Consider the following 18,769-nt stretch of genomic DNA (forward strand, 5'->3'; position numbering starts at 1 on the left):
GGTTAATAGGCTGTTTTAACCTTTATATATTGGCTCGGCGTATTTCCCAGATGTTGTTTAAAGAAGCTGATAAAGGCGCTATCGCTGGAAAAGCCTAACGAGAAGGCGACCTCTGATACCGAGCCCCCCAGAGCTAATCGCTCGATGGCACCATGTAATCGCCACTGCTGGCGCCACGCCTGATAGGGCATTCCGGTCTGCTTACTGAAAATCCGGGATATGGTCTTCTCACTGGCACCAATCTCCTTCGCCATTATTTTCAGGGCTAAAGGTAACTCCTCCCCGGATCGCAACGCAGATAACCATGACTTCAACCGCGGGTCTGTTGGCAAAGGCAAAAGCAGAGGTTCCTCTGGCGCCGCTTCCAACTCCTCAGCTAACAGTGCCATGGCAGCAGTTTGCTCCTTAATCGGCTTATCCCACTCCCACATTGCCATCCTTTCTATCAACGCCTGCAGTAAGGCATTCACCGAGATGATCTTCACCCCTTGTGATAAATCAGGAAACGCACGTATATCGAAATAGACAGAGCGATAGGCCACAACATTACGCATTTGAACGCAGTGTTCGACACCCGCCGGGATCCATGCCGCCTTAGTCGGCGGCAATATGCACTGAGTGTTATCTAAGGTGATGTTCATGCAGCCAAGTGGCGCATATAACAGCTGAGCCATTTGGTGACTATGCATCCCCGAATCGTGCCGGCCCACATCGGCGGCGATACCCACCACAGGCAGATCTAAGGTATCTACATCGAAACGGTTCTCCTGCTTGATAAATGCCATATGTCTCTATTTTGATATTTTCTGTTCTTATCATTATAACCGGACATCGGTGACATCAATATACTTGCCGTCATTGAAAAGCTGTTAACGAGTAACAACCGATGAAGAAACTCCCGCCAATTTGGCTTATGGTTACCCTGCTGATGTTTCCGCAGATAGTAGAAACCATCTATAGCCCGGTACTGCCGCACATATCCAAGGCTTTTGCCGTGAATATGCAAACGGCTTCACAGACCCTGTCGGTCTACTTTATCGCCTTCGCCCTCGGCGTAGTGTTCTGGGGCCGATTATGTGACATTCTGGGTCGCCGAAGAGCCATGCTTTATGGCCTGCTAACCTATGGCATAGGTGCACTGACAGCCATAATTACCAAACACTTCGAGCTCCTGCTGCTGGGTCGAATCATCTCGGCGTTCGGCGCCGCCGTGGGCTCGGTTGTCACCCAGACCATGTTACGGGACAGCTACCAGCCTGCAGAGCTTGGCAAGGTCTTCTCTCTTATGGGTATGGGGATATCTATCAGCCCGGTCATAGGCTTATTGGCTGGGGGCGTTATTGCCCAAAGCCTGGGACACACGGGCGTATTCAGCGTACTGCTGCTGTTAGCCGTAGTACTTTTGCTGATAAGTGTAAAAGCTTTACCTGAGACCCAAGTGAAAACGGATAAGAGAGTCGAGTTGTGGCCACTGGCTAAACGCATGCTGAGGGACAGAAAGATATGGCGCAGTGCGGCGCTGGTCGCCCAGTTTAACCTGATGCTGTTCAGCTATTACGCTTTGGCACCCTTTATCTTCGCAGGCTTAAACCTAAGCTCGATAGAGTTTGGCTATAGTGGTGTGGTTCTGGCGTTAGGCTCCTTGATGGGGAGCCTGCTCAACAAGCAGTTGCTGTCCAGAGGCTGGCAAGCCATGACTTTGATAAATCTGGCATCCGCTATGGCGCTCTTTGGCGGTGTTGGTGTCTGGTTACTGCAGTCGAGCCTGGCTTTCCTGCTGCCCATGGTGTGTGTGGTGATGGCGTTCGGTATCGCCATCCCTAATATCCTGAGTCAGGCGCTGGTCGATTATAAGCAAGTTGCAGGCAGCGCCGGCGCCCTGTTCGGTCTGGCCTATTACCTGATGTTGGGCGCGGGACTGGCTCTGGCGGGGCTGTTGCATAACCTGGGGCAGGTGTTGCTGCTCGCGGCGGGGCTGAGTGGTGTGCTTTGCCTGCTCAATATCAGGAGCGAAACTCCGGCTCTATCGACGAGGGGAGCGTAAATAGTCTTGATAAGGAAATAACATAAAAATATCCGGGGTAATATTCGATATATGTGATCAGTCAGTGACAGCATCACTGGCACAACTGCTAGGTGTCGCACTGATCATCATTGGTGTTTTTACCTCACAAAGGGTAAGCAGAGCTGATAATATAAGCGGCTAAATTAAAGCTGACCAGATAAACAGAGCGCTGTTACTGGTAGGTTTTCCCCTTGTATTTTAACCAGCCATCGGGGTGTCTGCCTTGAGGGTCATGATGAGTCCAATGCACAACGCCCCCCTTGTTATTGAACTCATACTGACCATAAAACGCCACATTATCACCGACAGCGATGCCTGATATCCGCGGTGCCAAGTCGATATTGTGGGCGATCAATAGGGTTTGTCCGTTGGACAAACGTAAAATAAAGCGCTGATGACGGCTGCCCTCATTGTCATCGCTCAATATCTTACTGACCGTCCCGCTGCTGTTAACCTGCAGGCCACTTTGCCGATTTTTAAATGCCTCAGCTATCTGTGAAGTACCTAACTGTGAAGTACCTTTCTGCGTCGCTCCTTTCGCAATAGCCCCTTTCTGCACAGAGCCATTTTGTATAGAGCTATTTTGTACCGAGCTTGGGGGCTGTTGCGACGAGTCATCGGGTGCAACGGCTACCTTGGACTCAATACCCACTGTTGAAGAACTGGCAAGGAATGGGGCGATGACACGATTGTAAGCAAAGCTGGCGATGGCCAGCACGACCATCATTATCCCTATGCGGTAGAGAATAGGGCCTATTGGCGTGCCATGTTTAGGCTTAAGTTTAGAGTTAGATTTAGACCTCGACTTAGCTTTGCTCCTTATTTGACCTTCAACATTCGCATCGGCTTTGGCTTCGACCCCTTCGATGCGCGCCTCAACAGCATTAAGTTTGCCGCCGGGTTTGTGCTCAATTTGAAAGAAGATGGTATCCCCCTCCTGCGGCCGACGGCTCATATGCCTAAGCTGGGATACATGAATAAAGACATCGGTATGACTGTCAGTACCTGAAGCTGTTTCAGGCTCTATAAAACCGAAGCCTTTATCATCTTTCCAACGAACAAGCGTGCCTTTTACAATTCGGTTATGCATTTTATTCTTATTTCTCGTACACAAACTGACAGATAATTCCGTCAAATGTACTCCTAAATGCACGAACAAAATAGGAAAATTGAAATAAGAGCTCTTCGATGGACCAAACAAGAAAAGCCGCTCTGAAAACGGCTAAGATAAAAATCTTCCTTATCTATAGGTAACCAGGCGAATGCATGGCCACTTAGAGGTGAGTCGCAGCGAGTTGGGCGGGGCCAGATTCAGTTGTCGGTTAAACCCAGTTCAGCTCGCTATGAAGAACTATTCCAGTACGGGTTAAGCGGCTCCCGCCTGCTCTTTCTTCTCCTGCTCCAGCTTCTGATTAGTCAGATCGGCAATCTGGGCCGAGAGAACGGCAATTTCTGATTGCAATGCCTGACGTTTCTTTTCGCCAGCCTCAGTTTTATCCCCCTTCAGCTCTTTAAGCTCCTGTTTAAGCTTCTCAACTTTTTCCTTGAGCGCCTCGATTAACTCATCAATCTTTTTCTTAGGCTTCTCTGAAGCCTCCGCCGATTGAGCCTGTGCCTGAGAAGCTTGGGCATGTAGCTTTCCGCCCGAGTCTGATGCCAGTGCATCTCTGCCCTCTTTAGAGATTGAGACACGGGCATCACCTTGTGCTGAAACCACTCCTTTAGTGAGATCGGCTTCCGCTTCGGCCTGCGTTTTTGTCGAAGAGCCGACCTTAGCCTGACTGATCCCGGGGCTTGCCGGTGTATTATTCAGATTCATTCCTGATACGTTCATAAAGCTCCCTCAATGACTGCAACACAAGATGCGTATTTGTATCATTATTATCGGCCGCTTGGTAAGTAAGCTTATGTAAACAAGGTAAATAATTGTGAAATTGCCCATTTTTTCATGACTTATACTGTTTTATTGAGTTAAAAAATAAATATTTAGACTTCCAGACGTCCATTTGTTATGTTCAAGTTTCACTCAAAGGAATAGGCAGAGACAATATGAAACTCGAGTCATTGGCACTTCACCACGGATATGAATCTGAAGCGACGACGAAAGCGGCGGCCGTGCCCATCTATCAAACCACCTCCTATACCTTCGATGATACCCAACATGGTGCCGATCTATTCGATCTCAAAGTGCCGGGAAATATCTATACCCGCATCATGAACCCAACCACAGATGTTTTAGAGCAGCGACTGGCTGCCATCGAAGGCGGGATAGGCGCATTAGCACTGGCATCGGGCATGGCTGCAATTACCTATGCCATTCAGGCCTTGACTCAGGTAGGTGATAACATCGTCAGCACCAGTCAACTCTACGGGGGCACCTACAACCTATTTGCCCACACTCTGCCGCGCCAGGGAGTGGAAGTACGCATGGCCGGCTTCGATGACTTCGACGGCCTTGATGCCTTGATCGATGACAATACCAAGGCGCTGTTTTGTGAGTCTATCGGTAACCCGGCGGGTAATATTGTCGATCTGGAACGTCTGGCCGACATCGCCCATAAGCATGGTGTTCCTCTGATTGTCGATAATACCGTGGCGACGCCGGTACTGTGTAAGCCATTTGAATTTGGTGCCGACATAGTGATCCACTCCCTGACCAAATATATCGGCGGCCATGGTACAACCATAGGCGGTGTGATCATCGATTCAGGCAAGTTTGACTGGGCCGCGCATCCCCAGCGTTTCGCACTACTGAACGAGCCAGATCCCTCCTATCACGGTGTTGTCTATACCCAAGCCTTCGGGCCTGCCGCCTTTATTGGTCGCTGCCGCGTCGTACCACTGCGTAATACCGGTGCCGCACTCGCCCCCCAGAGTGCCTTCCTTCTACTGCAGGGACTGGAAACCCTGTCACTGAGAATGGAGCGCCACTGCAGTAATGCGCTGGCCTTAGCCCAATATCTCGAGCAACATCCTAAGGTGGGCTGGGTCAATTATGCGGCGCTACCCAACAGCCCCTTTCAGGATAACTGCCACAAGATCACTGACGGCAAGGCCTCAGGGATCATCAGTTTCGGCATAAAATCGAGCCAGGCCGGCGGCGGTAAAGAGGCGGGAGGTCGCTTTATTGATGCCCTGAAGATGGTACTGCGTCTGGTCAATATCGGTGATGCCAAGTCTCTCGCCTGCCATCCGGCTTCGACTACCCACAGACAGTTAGATGCAACTGAGCTTGCTAAAGCTGGTGTCAGTGAAGATTTGATACGTATCTCAGTCGGTATCGAACATATCGATGACATCATCGCCGATGTCTCGCAGGCGCTTGAACATGCAGGGTAGCTCAGGCTTTTAACTCAAGCTTTTAACTTAAGCTATCGGCATAGAAACTGAGGTTTCTATGCCGCTCTTTGATTCCGGCATTTATCGCCTTTAGCACTTGGCCAGCAGCCAGCGCTGCTTGTTGTATAACCCTCCCTCTTCTCAGATATAGATGAATAACGCATAACCTACAGGGTAAATAGTCAAAAATAGCCTTTTAAAGCAGAAGCTAAGCCCTTAGCAGCCTCCAATAAAACAGCTATAGTTTATTAATGGGGGTCGATCTCAAAGGACAGTTGCAAGATGATAAATAAGGCTGCGGAGCGGCATTTACAAGACGAATACCTGCTGAGTGACATACCGGTCGCTACCGCCGAGATATGCGTGCCAGATAATATATTTAATAGCTGGCAACAGACACTGGATCTGATCTCTGAGATTGTAGATACCCCAGCCGTGCTCATAATGCGAATACATAAGAATGACAATAAGATGGAGGTATTTGCCAGCAGCAAGAGTACCGGAAACCCCTATCATCGCTACGACAACGATAATTTAGGCAACGGCCTCTACTGCGAAACGGTCATCGCACAGAACGCTGAGCTGCATATTCCCAATGCACTGAAAGACAGCGACTGGGATCATAATCCGGACCTGAAACTCGGCATGATAGCCTACTGTGGCTTGCCTCTACTCTGGCCCGATAACACCCCCTTCGGCACCATATGCATGCTCGACAATAAGGAGCACAACTACAGCCAAAAATTCAGGCACCTGTTAGCCCGATTTCAAGAAGCGGTTGTCACCAACCTTGCCACCTTATACCAGCAGGAAAAGCTGCGGCATCTGAATCAAACTCTGGAAACGCGAGTGCAACTCAGAACCCATGAACTGGCAGACCTCAGCACAAAGCTTATCAAGGAGATTGAGAGCAGAACCTCGGCAGAATTTAGCCTAGAATACTCAAAAACCTATGATGAACTCACGGGACTCCCTATGCGTTCCGGCTTGATCGACTCGCTTACTCAGATGCTTAAACAGAGCAAAGCGACTGAAACTGTCACAGTACTCTATTTCGGTCTGCGTAAATTCAAATCGATTAACGACAGTTATGGTTACCTCATCGGCGATCAGGTTCTTTCTCAATTTAGTCAAAGATTAAAACAGTACTTAGATAAAAATACCTTAATCGCCCGCATTGCCGGCTCTGAATTTGTCATCGCCCGCTCCCATAAAGAAACCGCGAGCAACGATCTGGAGCTGATAACAAAAATATTAGACTGCTGTAACGCCCCTTTCTCTCTTGCAGGGTTCACCATTACGATTCCCTCCTGTATGGGGGTTGCTCAGTTTCCGACCGATGCCAGAACGGCAGAGGAGTTGCTACAAAAATCCAGCGCGGCGATGAGCATAAGTAAAAACGAGGGAGCCAGTTATAGCTTTTTCAATCAAGATACTCAGTCCTGCATTGAACAGCGCTATCAACTGGAGAGTCACCTGGTCGATGCGCTCAATAATCGAGAGCTATACCTGAACTATCAACCTTTAGTCTGCTTAAAAACACATAAAATCCTCGGCGCAGAGGCTCTGCTGAGATGGCATAATCCGGTCTTGGGGCAGGTACCACCGGACAAATTTATTAACCTAGCCGAACATAATGGTCAGATCATCGAGATAGGTAACTTCGTACTCCATAGTGCACTTGCGCAGGCTGCTCAGTGGCAAGCCTTACAGCAAAGCGAGTTTAGAATAGCCATCAACATATCACCACTGCAATTCAGGACGCCCAACTTTGCCGAACATATTGCCGATCTGCTCACTCTGTACCAATTACCCACCACCTCATTAGAACTCGAGATCACCGAGGGTATCTTGTTACAGGATGAACACTTAGCTCATGACTCGATAAAAAAGTTACAAGCACAGGGAATACGTATTTCCCTCGATGATTTCGGTACCGGGTACTCCTCACTAAGCTATCTGCAGAAATACTCATTTAATACCCTGAAGATTGACCGCTGCTTCATTACCAATCTGGAGAAGAATGAGCAGGACAGAGAGCTCACCCGCGCCATTATCGCCATGGGTAAGAAGCTTAATCTGCATGTGATCGCCGAAGGGGTTGAGACACAAGAGCAAGATAGTTTTATCCGCAGTGAAGACTGTGATTATGGTCAAGGCTATCTCTACGGCAAACCGACCAGTGCCGAAGAGTTTGAAACCAACTATCTGACGGACTTATATTCATTCCAATAATCGATTACGGATAAGCCGGGTAGCCATGCTGCAGAGCCTTATCCGAGAGACGAATCATGCCATATCAGCCTGTCAGGATCAGGCTGCGCAAATACCATATTTAGGTAACACGTCATGCAAGATACCAAGCCTGTGAGCCTTAACCGCAATTCATTTGACCCGAGAGGCTTTTTTCTTCTGTGCCTGCTCATCCAACACCTGCATGCCTGATGTGATTGCCACCACAGCCTTAGAGTTAAACTCCCGCGCATACAAGGTATAGACAACAAACAGACTGGTCACGATAAACAGAGCCGGATGAAAAAACCAACTCAAGACCGCCATTGAAAAATAGTAGGCCCTCAGACCATAGTTATATGAATGGGCCGCTTGATCTTGCACTACCGCCATCTGTTTTGCATAACAGCTAAGCCTCTCATCCCCGCCGCCCGTTGGGTCTATGGGTGCAGCTCCGACCATCACATTGAGAAAACCATATTGACGCATCGACCAGGTAAACTGGAAAAAGGCCATCACGAAGATAAAGGTCAACAAACTTAATTTCAGCTGGATCAGGGCATCATTAGGGGCTGCCGTATAGGGGATTGAAGCGATAACAGCCTCCAAGCGTTCAACCTGGGCAAAAAGCGTTAGCACACCGGCAAGGACCAACATGGTCGTCGAGGCAAAGAAAGTAATATTGCGTTCAAGATTGGCCAGAAGTGCCGCCTCACCCACCCTCACCTCTCGGGTCATCAACTCGTTCATCCAATGAATTCGATGTTGATGTAAACAACGCGCGATACAGTTGGTCGTCTTGGCTTTACGACGTGCAAAGGAGGTGTAGCCGACCCAACAACAGATAAAACAGACAAATGAGATAATATCCAACACAGTAAAAGCCATAACAATCCAGAAAAATTCGATACCAATCACTATTAAAGCAGCTTTAATGCTAGCTGACTAATAATCACCATTTACATGCCCGAACATTCATATTCGAATCATACATGTCAGATAATTTAATTCGACTTAACAACAGGAAGAACAAAAAGAATTAAGCGACATGCGTGATGATAAATACCAATAGGTATAAGTTGTGGTATAAAATATAAATACCACCAACAAACAGCCAACATGATTATCATTTTGTATCCATGTAAGGCATGAGTTTAATAAGGGAATATTTATGACGTTACTCTCTGGAAAAACACTGACATTACTCCTCACCACAACCCTTTTCTCCTTAACGGGTTGTGGTGGCAGTAGCTCTGATTCGGGCGGTGATTCAGGCACATCGGGTGGCGGAAACTCAGGGACACCACAGTGGGTGTCGGGGGTATTTGCCCCCGATAGTGAACTTGCCGGACAATGCACCAGTGACTCTGATCTAACTGAAAAACTCTGGTTAAGATCATGGAGCAACGACACCTACCTCTGGTATAACGAAATTACCGATGTCGACCCGGCTCCTTTCTCAGTGCTCTCCTATTTCGAACAGTTAAAAACCCAGGAGCTGTCGGCTAGCGGTAATACCAAGGATAAGTTCCACTTCTCTATGTCTACAAGCGAATGGGATCAGCTAAACCAGTCCGGCGCTTCAGTAGGCTATGGGGCTCATTTTTATTTGCAACAAGCCGACGGAACTCAGGACAGAAAGATAACGGTGAGTTATACCGAGCCAAACTCTCCGGCAACGACGGCAAATCTGACCCGTGGCGCGGTGATCCTCGAAGTAGATGGCGTGAATGTTAAAGATGCGGCCGATAGCACCAGCATAGATACTCTCAACAATGGCCTATTTCCCAGTAGTGCAGGTCAACAAACGCGATTCACGGTGCAAGACTTAGATTCAGCAACAAGTCGGGATATCACCTTAACGGCGCAGACTATTGTCTCTACCCCGGTTCAGAACACTACAACAATAGTAACGACCACGGGAAGAGTGGGTTACCTGCAATTTAACTCACATATCGCCACCGCGGAGCGCGGCCTTTTCGATGCAATCAATACCCTTAGCGACGCGGGTGTTAATGATCTGGTGCTCGACCTCAGATATAACGGCGGCGGCCTGTTAGCCATGGCTGGTCAACTGGGTTATATGATCGCCGGCAATCAGGCAACCCAAGGTAAAATATTTGAACGCAGCACCTTCAATGACAAACACCCCAATACCGATCCCGTCACGGGCCAGGCTTTAACACCTATGCCCTTCTTTAGTGAGAGCCTTGGCTTTAATGCCTCCTTACTCGGAGCCGGTAAGTCCCTGCCAAGCCTGAATCTGTCTCGTCTGTTTGTTCTCACGACAGCCAATACCTGCTCAGCCAGCGAAGCGCTGATGAACGGCTTGCGTGGCATCGATATTGAAGTTATCCAGATAGGGGATACCACTTGCGGCAAGCCTTATGGCTTCTACCCGACACCGAACTGTGGCACCACATTCTTTACCGTACAGTTTAAAGGCGAGAACGATAAAGGCTTCGGCGACTATTCCGATGGTTTCGTCCCAAGCGTCAATCCGACTCTGGAAAGTGAAATCCCCGGATGTAGCCTGAGCGATGACTTCAACCATGCCTTAGGCGATACCGATGAGCGATTGCTTAATGCCGCTCTTTACTATCGCGCTAACGACCGATGTCCAACGCTTCTGAGCAAGGCGGCTAAAGCAAAACCAAGAACTCAGTTCATCGATACCGGTTTCATTTTGGAAGATACCCGAAGCCAGAATGTGCTGCTGAATAACCGTATTTTAACTCAAAGCTCGCAGTAACCGAGCCAATAGTAGAGGTTGAGATGAAAATTCACCACTTACCAGGATTGCTACTCTTGCTCGCCGGCTGCTCGCTACAAGCTCAGGACCTGCGGGTTAGTGAGGCTAGCCCTGCGCTGCTGAGCAATAGTTCGACCGAGAGTATCGCGGAACTCCAGGAAGCGATAGCCAGCCTATTGAAGGTTGAAGAGGTACTGATTGCAGATGACGCATTTACGCAAAGCAGCCGCTTATCGCTCAGTCGTGCCCCTCATACCGATCCCAATGGTCAGCTGATCATGGGACGAAACTTTGAGATGCCCGATATGGTTCAGCTTTTAATTCAGGGCAAGCAGTGCTTTGTCTATCACGAAGATAGTGACCAAAATCGTCCCTTACCGCTATCGAAATGCATAGCTGAGTAGTTAATCAATAATAGTTAATCGATCATACAGGCCGTAACCTATTACGGCCTGTTTTTGCCTCTTCCAAGACTCATGGCACCTAATCATTTCACCGCTTATTTTCGGTAAAAAGCCCCTTTCTCCTAAAAAATATTCTTAAAGATATTCGCGACTTGAATTGAAAACAATGTAACAAAACGCTTCAAACCTGCGCCTCTGCTAGACTTAAGGTAACTATCGGCCGCTTAAATAAGGGGAACGGTAATGGATTACAGAGCTAACATCATAAGGGTCGCGCTACTAAGCCTATCCTTATCTGCAGCAGGTTTATCAGGATCAGATGCCACTGCTGCTAACCCAACGACGAACACCAATACCATTTCTGATGCTACTTCTAATCCCGGCGCTCAGCACCGAGCCTTCCCTGACGTCAACCTCCCCGAACCCGCCAATGGCGAACACGCCATCGGGCTTTTAGGCGATAAGCTGCCGGATGTCGCGGCGGCATATGAAATGACAACTTCAGAGTTTGCCAAACTGATCAGAACCGATAAGACGGTATGGTTAGATCGCAGAGCTCATATCTTCTACGTAGAAGTTGAAGCACCAACAGAGCTCGCCGAATCCGATCCTGGTGGCGAAATCCAAACTGCACTCAATGAAGCCGAGACCTTTAGTCTCAATAGCCGCCCTGGTGCACCGCGAACCATATTTCTCGATTTCGACGGTCACACAACCACAGGTACCGCCTGGAATAACTCCTATAATGTCAGCAATATTTACTCTCCTGCCTATAACACAGATGGTACTTCGGCCTCTTTCACTCAACTCGAACTCGATAGAATTTATCTGATGTGGCAACAGGTAGCCGAAGACTTTGCCCCCTTTAATGTTAATGTGACGACTCAGGAACCCTCACCAGACAAGATAACGAGAACCACCTCTTCCGATCAGACATTCGGAACTCGGGTTATTATCACGCAAGATAACTTCGCCAATTGCGGCTGCGGCGGTTTCGCCTATTTAAGGATATTCGACGATTACGGCAGTAATGGCGATTATTACAAACCCGCCTTCGTATTTAACTCTAGCGTTGTGGGCGCAGGGGAAGCGATCACCCATGAGTCCGGCCATAACCTTGGGCTTAGCCACGACGGACAGAGTGGTGGCACCAACTACTACCAGGGACATGGATCCGGTGCCACTGGCTGGGCCCCCATAATGGGAGTGGGCTACTACCGCTCTTTGGTGCAATGGAGTAAGGGGGAATACCCTCAGGCGAACCAGCAACAAGATGATATTCAAGTCATTCAGAATTATGGCGCACCTTTGATGCTAGATGACCATGGCGATAGTATCGCTAATGCATCTGAGTTAATTGAATCTCCCAATGGCGACACGACCATACTCGAAGGCAGTGGTCTGATACGCCGCCGGGATGATATGGACATGTTCAGCTTCACTGCCGGCGCGGGAAGTTTCACTCTGAATATCTCGCCATCCGCTGTAAGCCCGAACCTGGATATTCTGGCTCAGCTCTATAACAGTTCAGGCACTCTGATAGCCAGCAATAACCCCAGCTCTTCACTGCCCGCGGCGATCAGCGGCAGTTTCGCCAATGGCGGTGAATATTACCTGAAGGTGGATGGCACAGGTAAAGGCGATCTCTCTACCGGTTACAGTGATTACGGCAGCATAGGCTGGTATGCCATCAATGGTAGCGTGCAAAATGACGGCAATTTAGAATCCCCGACCGCCGTCGCCGTCTCAGTTGGTTATGTTCCGGGATATGCACCAATCACCGCGTTCTTCAATGGTTCAGCCTCCACCGATGATATCGGGATCACCGACTATAGCTGGAATTTCGGCGACGGGGGAGTGGGTAGTGGAGTCAGTCCGTCTCATGAGTATCAGGCTCCGGGCGTATATAATGTCACTCTGACCGTTACCGATACCGACAACCTCACGGACTCAGACACGCTGGCCATCTCTGTGGTTAACCGCTCGCCGATTGCACTCGCCAACGCCGACAGCTACTCAGGCACCGCCCCCCATAGCGTTCAATTTGATAGTACGGGCTCAAAAGATCAGGATGATTTGGGCACCATTACCTATGCCTGGCTATTCGGCGACGGCAACGGCTCAACTTCCGCCAATCCGAGTCATCTCTATGCGGCTCAAGGTACATATTCTCCAAGTCTGACCGTCACCGATAACTTAGGCGCCGAGGATAGCGTCACACTGTCGGATATCAGTATCTCGCCACCGGCTTATCTGGACCAATATGCACAAGGCGAAATATTCGGTGCGGGTTCGGTCGGGGGAAATTATACAGATACCTTCGATAACAGCTCGGCTCAGACAATTAGGGAGCGGGAGTCCGGCGGCAGAAAAAGCAGCCGTTATAGCTATCTTCAACATACCTGGTTATTCAATGTCACACCGGGTAACACAGTAACACTGCATCTCAATGCCTGGATGACAAACTCTTCAGACAGCGATGAGATGCGCTTCTCCTACTCAGTAAATGGCGGAGCCTATACCGAATTTACATCGATTCAGAATAGTGTCGATATGGGACTCGCATCTTTCTTGATGCCTCAGACGACCGGTGGCGATGTACGTATTCGCGTCGAAGACACAGACCACACCCCGGGACGCCGAGGTTTAGATACCGTCTATATCCGGCAGCTCTATGTCAGTAGTGAAACTCTGCTCGGCGGTGATGTACCTGAATCGCCAACCCTGCAGAGTGCGATACCGATATCATCGAGTCAGATAGATATAGGCTGGAGTGATGCCTCAGACGATGAGTCTGGCTTTAATGTCGAGCGCTCTGACGATGAAATCAACTGGAGTTCAATTGGATCGGTAGGAGCCAATGTCACCCAATTCAGCGATAGCGGATTATCGGCTGATACCACCTATAACTACCGCGTCACTGCATTTAACGGTTATGGCAGTTCGCTTGAGTCTAATGCCATTTCGGCCACAACCGAAGCTGCAAGCCCCATTAACCTCACCGCCACTGGCAGGAAGGTTAAGGGAATTAAACATATCGACCTGCAGTGGTATCAATACCCAGATGTCGATATCTACTTCGATAACGATGATGCTATCTTTGCCAGCGGAGGAAGTGGTGAACCCTATAGTTACGATTTTGATACCGGACTAAAAGGCGGTGCCACTCATACGATTCAGGTGTGTAACGCCGGCGGCGGAGACTGCTCGGAGGTGGTGACTGTGATCTTTTAAAATCACGGTTCTCTTGGAACCTGCAACAGATGGTTACACCACGCACTCTTGTCATAATAAAAAACCGCAGCGAAAGCTGCGGTTTTATTTTGCTTTAATTAAGTTCAGTAGCTTCGAGTACGGTTCAATACAGTATCGAGGCGACTAATTAATTAAAAGTTAACGGTCTGCTCAGCAGTACAGGTCGATGTACCTTCATCACAGGCTTTATAGGTGTATGAACCGCCGCCCTTAGATGTGATTGAGTCAGTATAAGTCGAACTTGCAGAAGTAGTAGCAATCATGCTGCCGTTACGATACAAGTCGACATTGCTGCCCGCCGCACCGCTAAAGCTCAAGTCGACTTTCTTCACGCCTTTGCTCTTATAGCCGCTCGCAGAAAGAGTGAAGTCACCACCAGGCTCTGTTCCACCGCCGTTACCGGCACAACCGTTAGCCGTCAGGTAAGCATCGGCCGCAGCTGCCTTGACGATACCGTAACCGAAGTAAACATCGTTACCCGCAGCGCCGCTATCCATGGCCGTCGCTTTCAGGGCCTCACGAATTTCTGTACCTGTACACTGGTTGTGGTTTGACCAAACCAGCGCCGCAATACCAGAAACCGCAGGTGTAGCCATAGAGGTTCCGCTCATGAAACCAAAGTCTGAGGTACCGATATTGATATCCGCACTGCCGGCAGCTAACAGTGCAGTTCGGTCTTCGAAGGCAGCGCCAACAGCAGGGATAGTCGTCGTATTGGTATCACCTAAAGTGGCATAGAGCATACCCGCTTCATTGTTAATGATGATCGCACCAACGCCGCCGGAACCTTCACAATTTGCCACTTTATCGTGGAAAGAGATAGTGCCGCGGTCGATCACACAGATATTACCGTTAGCACCACTGTCGGTCGCCTCGGCTGTACCCATGTAGTAAGTGCCACCGCTGGCAGCGCCAGAGTTTTCCATCGCTGAGCTGGCATAAGCGACACCGTCGGCGCTCATGTTTGCCGAAGTTGCCATATCTGCAGGATACGTCGATAGGGTGTCGACACCAGCAGCCGTCACCTCAACACAGATAGTTTCATCCTCTTGCGCACGCTTGCCACGACCAGACAGGCAGCTTGGGAACTGAGAGAAATCGGCGATATTGTTATTGGCATCGTTCGCGCCAATCATCATCACTGAGGGGTAACCCGCAGGATATGAGCGTACGTTGTTACCATCGTTACCGGCAGCGGCTACGACTAAGCCACCCGCATCGGTAAATGCCTGAAAGGCATTGGATTCGGTAGAGTTTGAACCACCACCACCAAGACTCATGCTGATGATGTTAGCGCCTGCTGCACTACATAGATCGGCCGCTTTAGCCAGATCTGATGAGTAACCCCAGCCATCTTCATTAAATACTTTGATGATATGCAGATCGGCGCCCGGCGCCATACCTACAACACCGAAACCATTATCGGCCGCGGCTACTGTACCCGCAACGTGTGTACCGTGTGGTCCGCCATGATCATTCCAGTTGCCCGTACCCGAGTCATTGTCACCAGAAATATTGTTCCACTCGAAATCACCATTACTGCTATCTAGACCCGAGTCGATAATACATACCTTCATGCCGGCACTGGCGTTGAAGGTAAGCTGATCGGCCTGAGACTGATATACCGCATAGGGGGTTACCTGCTCAGTCATAGGGTTACCCGCATCATCACTGAAGGCAGACATCAGATGACGACGTTGATCGGCTTCGACCAGTTTAATGTGTGGGTTATTCAGTAAACCTTTAACCTGTGAAAGATCTTTTCCGGCAAAAGTAGCCGAAATAAAGCCATTGCCATCTACATGTATTTGAGCACCAAGCTTGTTAGCTAGCGCCTTAACGATGCCTTTATTGTTATTGTCCACTTGAATAATATAACGATCGTCATCTGCTTTTGCGGTAGTCGATACGCTCACTGTCAGGGCAATGATCGCACCCGCAATTTTAGATAATTTCATAAAGTCTCTCCGATTTATTTTTTAGTATAGAGTTACTATGGCCACTTGATAATGCCGCAACACTTTTCACTGTTGAACGTGCCTTTTTCGACATTATCGTTGGCTTTACGATTTAGAACCTAACAGACATCACAAAACATAACAACAGAACAACAAAAAATTAACAAATGTAAGTATAATCTAATGTTTTGTGTCACATTTAGAGCCAGCCAATTGCAAACACTGATATTTTCCCAATAACAGGCTTCCTATGTTATTTTTTATCTTTATCAATTCCAGCCAGTAATCGGGTAGCGCTTCCCTATGTTTAGTCAGAAAAGTTTTTCGTTTTTATCTCTGCTCGCCAGTAATAATCAGCGCGAATGGTTCAAGTCCCATCAGGCGCAATATGAAGATGAGGTGCGCACACCGGCGCTGAAATTCATCGAAGCCATGCAGCCGCATATTCTGTCTCTCTCTCCCAGACTGACCGCCGTACCGAAAAAAGTGGGTGGCAGTTTAATGCGGCCACAGCGTGATGCCAGATTCAGTAAAGATAAGACCCCTTATAAAACCAATGTGGGTATTCAGTTCAGGCATTTTCAGGGCAAAGATGTTCACGCTCCGGGGCTATACCTGCATATAGCGAACGAAGGCTGCTTTCTCGGTGCCGGAATTTGGCACCCTGATTCGAAGGCGCTGAATCGGATCCGCACCTGTCTCGATGAAAATCCTAATGCCTATAAAAAAGCGCTGGCTCAATTGAGAGCCGCAGGATTTGAGATGGAAGGAGATAGCTTAGTGCGCCCGCCAAGAGGCTATGATAAAGACCACCCCATGCTGGATGAGCTTAAACGAAAAGACTTCATCGCTATCAAAAACATCGACGCCAAACAGGTTTACGACAAAGACTTTGTGAATTGGTGCGCCAATGAATTCAAGCAGACTCAGAAGCTGATGGGTTATTTGTGCTTCGCGTTGGATTTGGATTACTGATACGTACTCGCTAAGCTTAGCTTCTTCAGTATAACCCTATAGTAGTCAAATGATTTCATATTTACTCACCAAGAACATAGACAGCGAACAGGTTTACGACAAAGATTTTGTGAATTGGTGTGCCAATGAATTCAAGCAGACTCAGAAGCTGATGGGTTATTTGTGCTTCGCGTTGGATCTGGATTACTGATACGTACTCGCTAAGCTTGTGAACAGGTCAAGTTTGTGAGCAGTCTAAGGAATAACTATGATAGACCTCTACACTGCGGCAACGCCCAACGGACATAAGATCTCTATCGCCTTGGAGGAGATGGGGCTGGATTATCAGGTTATCCATATCGATCTGATGGCTGGCGAGCAGAAAGAGCCTGAATTTCTGGCCATCAACCCTAATGGCCGTATTCCTGCCATCATAGACAGGGACAAGGATGATTTTGCCGTCTTCGAATCCGGTGCCATCTTGCTTTATCTCGCCGAGAAAACGGGCAAATTTTTACCAGCTAACCCAAAGAAACGCTCTCAAGTAATGCAATGGCTGATGTTCCAGATGGGGGGCGTCGGCCCCATGATGGGACAGGCCAATGTCTTTTATCGCTACTTTCCGGAAAAAATTCCTGCAGCCATCGAGCGCTACCAACATGAAAGCCGTCGCCTGTTCGAGGTGATGAATAACCAACTCGCCGACAACCGCTATCTAGCGGGCGATGATTACACTATCGCCGACATGGCTACCTGGCCTTGGGTGAGAACCTATGACTGGAGTGGCGTCGATATCACAGGGCTGACTCACCTGCAGCGCTGGATTGAGGAATTAGCACTAAGGCCCCCATGCCAGAAGGGCATCATCACCCCACCCTCATCGGATCTTAGCGATGAGGAGCTCGCCAAAGAGATCCGTAAGATGGTGACGGAGTAGACTTTAGACACGAGGTGCGAGGTGCGAGGTGCGAGGTGCGAGGTGCGAGGTGCGAGGTGCGAGGTGCGAGGCAGTATGACCATTAAGCCCTGTTTAGCAAGGCAAAGATCAAATCAAGCTTGTAAGCCGCTATTTTCACTCTTTTCTTAAGGTTACCCGGAATAGCTTTCGAGGAAGCGCCCCCTCCTCAAACTCATCTATTTCAACTATTTCAACTATTTTAAACCCCTCAGCTAAATGCCTCACCTTATCTTCTGAGAAAAAGTGCACGATAAAACCTCCGGCTTGATACATATCCTCTCCATGATGGGTACCGACAGCAAAATCTGCATCCCCTGTGTGTCTGACAGTATAGATATTCAAACCGCCCGGCTTCAGTACTCTTCTTATCTCCTTAGAGAGAAACTCAAGCTCACTGGTAGTGAGCGCCATACAATAAAGCATATGAGAATAACAGGCATCGAATGAGCCACTTTCGTAAGGTAATGGGTTTCGGATATCGTGACATTTGGCAGTTATGAGATGAGAAAGCCCTCGTGATTCTGCTTTTTCTTTTATCTCTACAACTCCTGACGGTGAATAATCTATCACTTGAACCTGAAAGCCACTTTTGGCAAAGAACATAGTATCGCGCCCTTGGCCACCACCAAGCTCCAAAATAGTGCCCACTCTCTCTTTCTTAAACGGATCGGCCGCTATTGAAGCGCAAGCGCTCTGCTGTTCACCAAACATATCCGCCTTACTTGAGAAAGTGGTTTCCCAGTGACTCTCCTGTTTGGCCAAACTGAATTTTTGAGTACCTGTTTTCTCTTTCAATGTAGTGGCACACTAAATTTGTGCCACCATCTGCGTGAATTCCTGTATGGATAAAAG

15 protein-coding genes are annotated in these 18,769 nt (G+C 48.7%); 9 read left to right on the forward strand and 6 right to left on the reverse strand.

Annotated features, from left to right (window positions below; genetic code table 11):
- Nucleotides 1–2 precede the first annotated feature (2 nt).
- Entirely contained in the window at nt 3–785 is a 783-nt protein-coding gene (locus EKG39_RS10340) for an AraC family transcriptional regulator (RefSeq protein ID WP_126505663.1), read from the reverse strand.
- Nucleotides 786–886: 101 nt separating this feature from the next.
- Between EKG39_RS10340 and EKG39_RS10345 the strand changes: the two genes are divergently transcribed.
- Complete coding sequence (locus EKG39_RS10345; RefSeq protein WP_126505664.1) at nt 887–2,044, forward strand: multidrug effflux MFS transporter; 1,158 nt, start codon at nt 887–889, stop codon at nt 2,042–2,044.
- Nucleotides 2,045–2,237: 193 nt separating this feature from the next.
- On the opposite strand, the gene EKG39_RS10350 is transcribed toward EKG39_RS10345, so the two are convergent.
- Both EKG39_RS10350 and EKG39_RS10355 read right to left on the reverse strand, forming a co-directional pair.
- Entirely contained in the window at nt 2,238–3,155 is a 918-nt protein-coding gene (locus EKG39_RS10350) for a DUF3465 domain-containing protein (protein WP_126505665.1), read from the reverse strand.
- Between the two features lie 276 nt (nt 3,156–3,431).
- Nucleotides 3,432–3,899, reverse strand: a complete 468-nt coding sequence (locus tag EKG39_RS10355; protein WP_126505666.1) for a FlxA-like family protein — start codon at nt 3,897–3,899, stop codon at nt 3,432–3,434.
- Between the two features lie 215 nt (nt 3,900–4,114).
- Here EKG39_RS10355 and EKG39_RS10360 point away from each other — a divergent pair, with 215 nt between their 5' ends.
- Both EKG39_RS10360 and EKG39_RS10365 read left to right on the forward strand, forming a co-directional pair.
- Nucleotides 4,115–5,404: an O-acetylhomoserine aminocarboxypropyltransferase/cysteine synthase family protein gene (locus EKG39_RS10360; protein ID WP_126505667.1), complete on the forward strand. Its 1,290-nt coding sequence runs from the start codon at nt 4,115–4,117 to the stop codon at nt 5,402–5,404.
- A 282-nt stretch (nt 5,405–5,686) separates the two neighbouring features.
- Nucleotides 5,687–7,639, forward strand: coding sequence for a sensor domain-containing phosphodiesterase (locus tag EKG39_RS10365; RefSeq protein ID WP_126505668.1), 1,953 nt, complete (start codon nt 5,687–5,689; stop codon nt 7,637–7,639).
- Between the two features lie 150 nt (nt 7,640–7,789).
- Here the strand turns inward: EKG39_RS10365 and EKG39_RS10370 are convergent, their stop codons facing one another.
- Nucleotides 7,790–8,524 (reverse strand): DUF599 domain-containing protein, encoded by a 735-nt coding sequence (locus EKG39_RS10370; protein WP_126505669.1) that lies wholly within the window; start codon nt 8,522–8,524, stop codon nt 7,790–7,792.
- Between the two features lie 283 nt (nt 8,525–8,807).
- Between EKG39_RS10370 and EKG39_RS10375 the strand changes: the two genes are divergently transcribed.
- From EKG39_RS10375 to EKG39_RS10385, 3 genes are all read left to right on the forward strand, one after another.
- Nucleotides 8,808–10,388, forward strand: a complete 1,581-nt coding sequence (locus EKG39_RS10375; protein ID WP_126505670.1) for a S41 family peptidase — start codon at nt 8,808–8,810, stop codon at nt 10,386–10,388.
- Between the two features lie 23 nt (nt 10,389–10,411).
- Nucleotides 10,412–10,792 (forward strand): hypothetical protein, encoded by a 381-nt coding sequence (locus tag EKG39_RS10380; RefSeq protein ID WP_126505671.1) that lies wholly within the window; start codon nt 10,412–10,414, stop codon nt 10,790–10,792.
- Nucleotides 10,793–11,035: 243 nt separating this feature from the next.
- Nucleotides 11,036–14,026, forward strand: a complete 2,991-nt coding sequence (locus EKG39_RS10385; RefSeq protein ID WP_126505672.1) for a PKD domain-containing protein — start codon at nt 11,036–11,038, stop codon at nt 14,024–14,026.
- Between the two features lie 152 nt (nt 14,027–14,178).
- Here EKG39_RS10385 and EKG39_RS10390 read toward each other — a convergent pair whose 3' ends face one another.
- The gene (locus EKG39_RS10390; protein ID WP_126505673.1) at nt 14,179–16,005 is read right to left on the reverse strand and encodes a S8 family serine peptidase; all 1,827 of its coding nucleotides are present in this window, start codon (nt 16,003–16,005) and stop codon (nt 14,179–14,181) included.
- 303 nt (nt 16,006–16,308) lie between these two features.
- On the opposite strand from EKG39_RS10390, the gene EKG39_RS10395 reads away from it, so the two are divergent.
- Genes EKG39_RS10395 through EKG39_RS10405 form a run of 3 tightly spaced genes read left to right on the forward strand, consistent with a single transcriptional unit; the run spans nt 16,309 to nt 17,896 of the window.
- Nucleotides 16,309–16,980 (forward strand): DUF2461 domain-containing protein, encoded by a 672-nt coding sequence (locus tag EKG39_RS10395; RefSeq protein WP_126505674.1) that lies wholly within the window; start codon nt 16,309–16,311, stop codon nt 16,978–16,980.
- 49 nt (nt 16,981–17,029) lie between these two features.
- Nucleotides 17,030–17,170, forward strand: coding sequence for a hypothetical protein (locus EKG39_RS10400; RefSeq protein ID WP_246028469.1), 141 nt, complete (start codon nt 17,030–17,032; stop codon nt 17,168–17,170).
- 57 nt (nt 17,171–17,227) lie between these two features.
- Nucleotides 17,228–17,896: a glutathione S-transferase family protein gene (locus tag EKG39_RS10405; RefSeq protein WP_126505675.1), complete on the forward strand. Its 669-nt coding sequence runs from the start codon at nt 17,228–17,230 to the stop codon at nt 17,894–17,896.
- A gap of 135 nt (nt 17,897–18,031) precedes the next feature.
- On the opposite strand, the gene EKG39_RS10410 is transcribed toward EKG39_RS10405, so the two are convergent.
- Complete coding sequence (locus EKG39_RS10410) at nt 18,032–18,712, reverse strand: class I SAM-dependent methyltransferase (RefSeq protein WP_126505676.1); 681 nt, start codon at nt 18,710–18,712, stop codon at nt 18,032–18,034.
- Nucleotides 18,713–18,769 lie beyond the last annotated feature (57 nt).

The organism is Shewanella atlantica (assembly GCF_003966265.1).
In the GTDB taxonomy this organism is placed as follows: domain Bacteria; phylum Pseudomonadota; class Gammaproteobacteria; order Enterobacterales; family Shewanellaceae; genus Shewanella; species Shewanella atlantica.

Excerpts from the sequence above, each read along its gene's own strand:
- EKG39_RS10340 (WP_126505663.1), bottom strand. The coding sequence starts at position 785 with ATGGCATTTATCAAGCAGGAGAACCGTTTCGATGTAGATACCTTAGAT.
- EKG39_RS10345 (WP_126505664.1), top strand. The coding sequence starts at position 887 with ATGAAGAAACTCCCGCCAATTTGGCTTATGGTTACCCTGCTGATGTTT.
- EKG39_RS10350 (WP_126505665.1), bottom strand. The coding sequence starts at position 3,155 with ATGCATAACCGAATTGTAAAAGGCACGCTTGTTCGTTGGAAAGATGAT.
- EKG39_RS10355 (WP_126505666.1), bottom strand. The coding sequence starts at position 3,899 with ATGAACGTATCAGGAATGAATCTGAATAATACACCGGCAAGCCCCGGG.
- EKG39_RS10360 (WP_126505667.1), top strand. The coding sequence starts at position 4,115 with ATGAAACTCGAGTCATTGGCACTTCACCACGGATATGAATCTGAAGCG.
- EKG39_RS10365 (WP_126505668.1), top strand. The coding sequence starts at position 5,687 with ATGATAAATAAGGCTGCGGAGCGGCATTTACAAGACGAATACCTGCTG.
- EKG39_RS10370 (WP_126505669.1), bottom strand. The coding sequence starts at position 8,524 with ATGGCTTTTACTGTGTTGGATATTATCTCATTTGTCTGTTTTATCTGT.
- EKG39_RS10375 (WP_126505670.1), top strand. The coding sequence starts at position 8,808 with ATGACGTTACTCTCTGGAAAAACACTGACATTACTCCTCACCACAACC.
- EKG39_RS10380 (WP_126505671.1), top strand. The coding sequence starts at position 10,412 with ATGAAAATTCACCACTTACCAGGATTGCTACTCTTGCTCGCCGGCTGC.
- EKG39_RS10385 (WP_126505672.1), top strand. The coding sequence starts at position 11,036 with ATGGATTACAGAGCTAACATCATAAGGGTCGCGCTACTAAGCCTATCC.
- EKG39_RS10390 (WP_126505673.1), bottom strand. The coding sequence starts at position 16,005 with ATGAAATTATCTAAAATTGCGGGTGCGATCATTGCCCTGACAGTGAGC.
- EKG39_RS10395 (WP_126505674.1), top strand. The coding sequence starts at position 16,309 with ATGTTTAGTCAGAAAAGTTTTTCGTTTTTATCTCTGCTCGCCAGTAAT.
- EKG39_RS10400 (WP_246028469.1), top strand. The coding sequence starts at position 17,030 with ATGATTTCATATTTACTCACCAAGAACATAGACAGCGAACAGGTTTAC.
- EKG39_RS10405 (WP_126505675.1), top strand. The coding sequence starts at position 17,228 with ATGATAGACCTCTACACTGCGGCAACGCCCAACGGACATAAGATCTCT.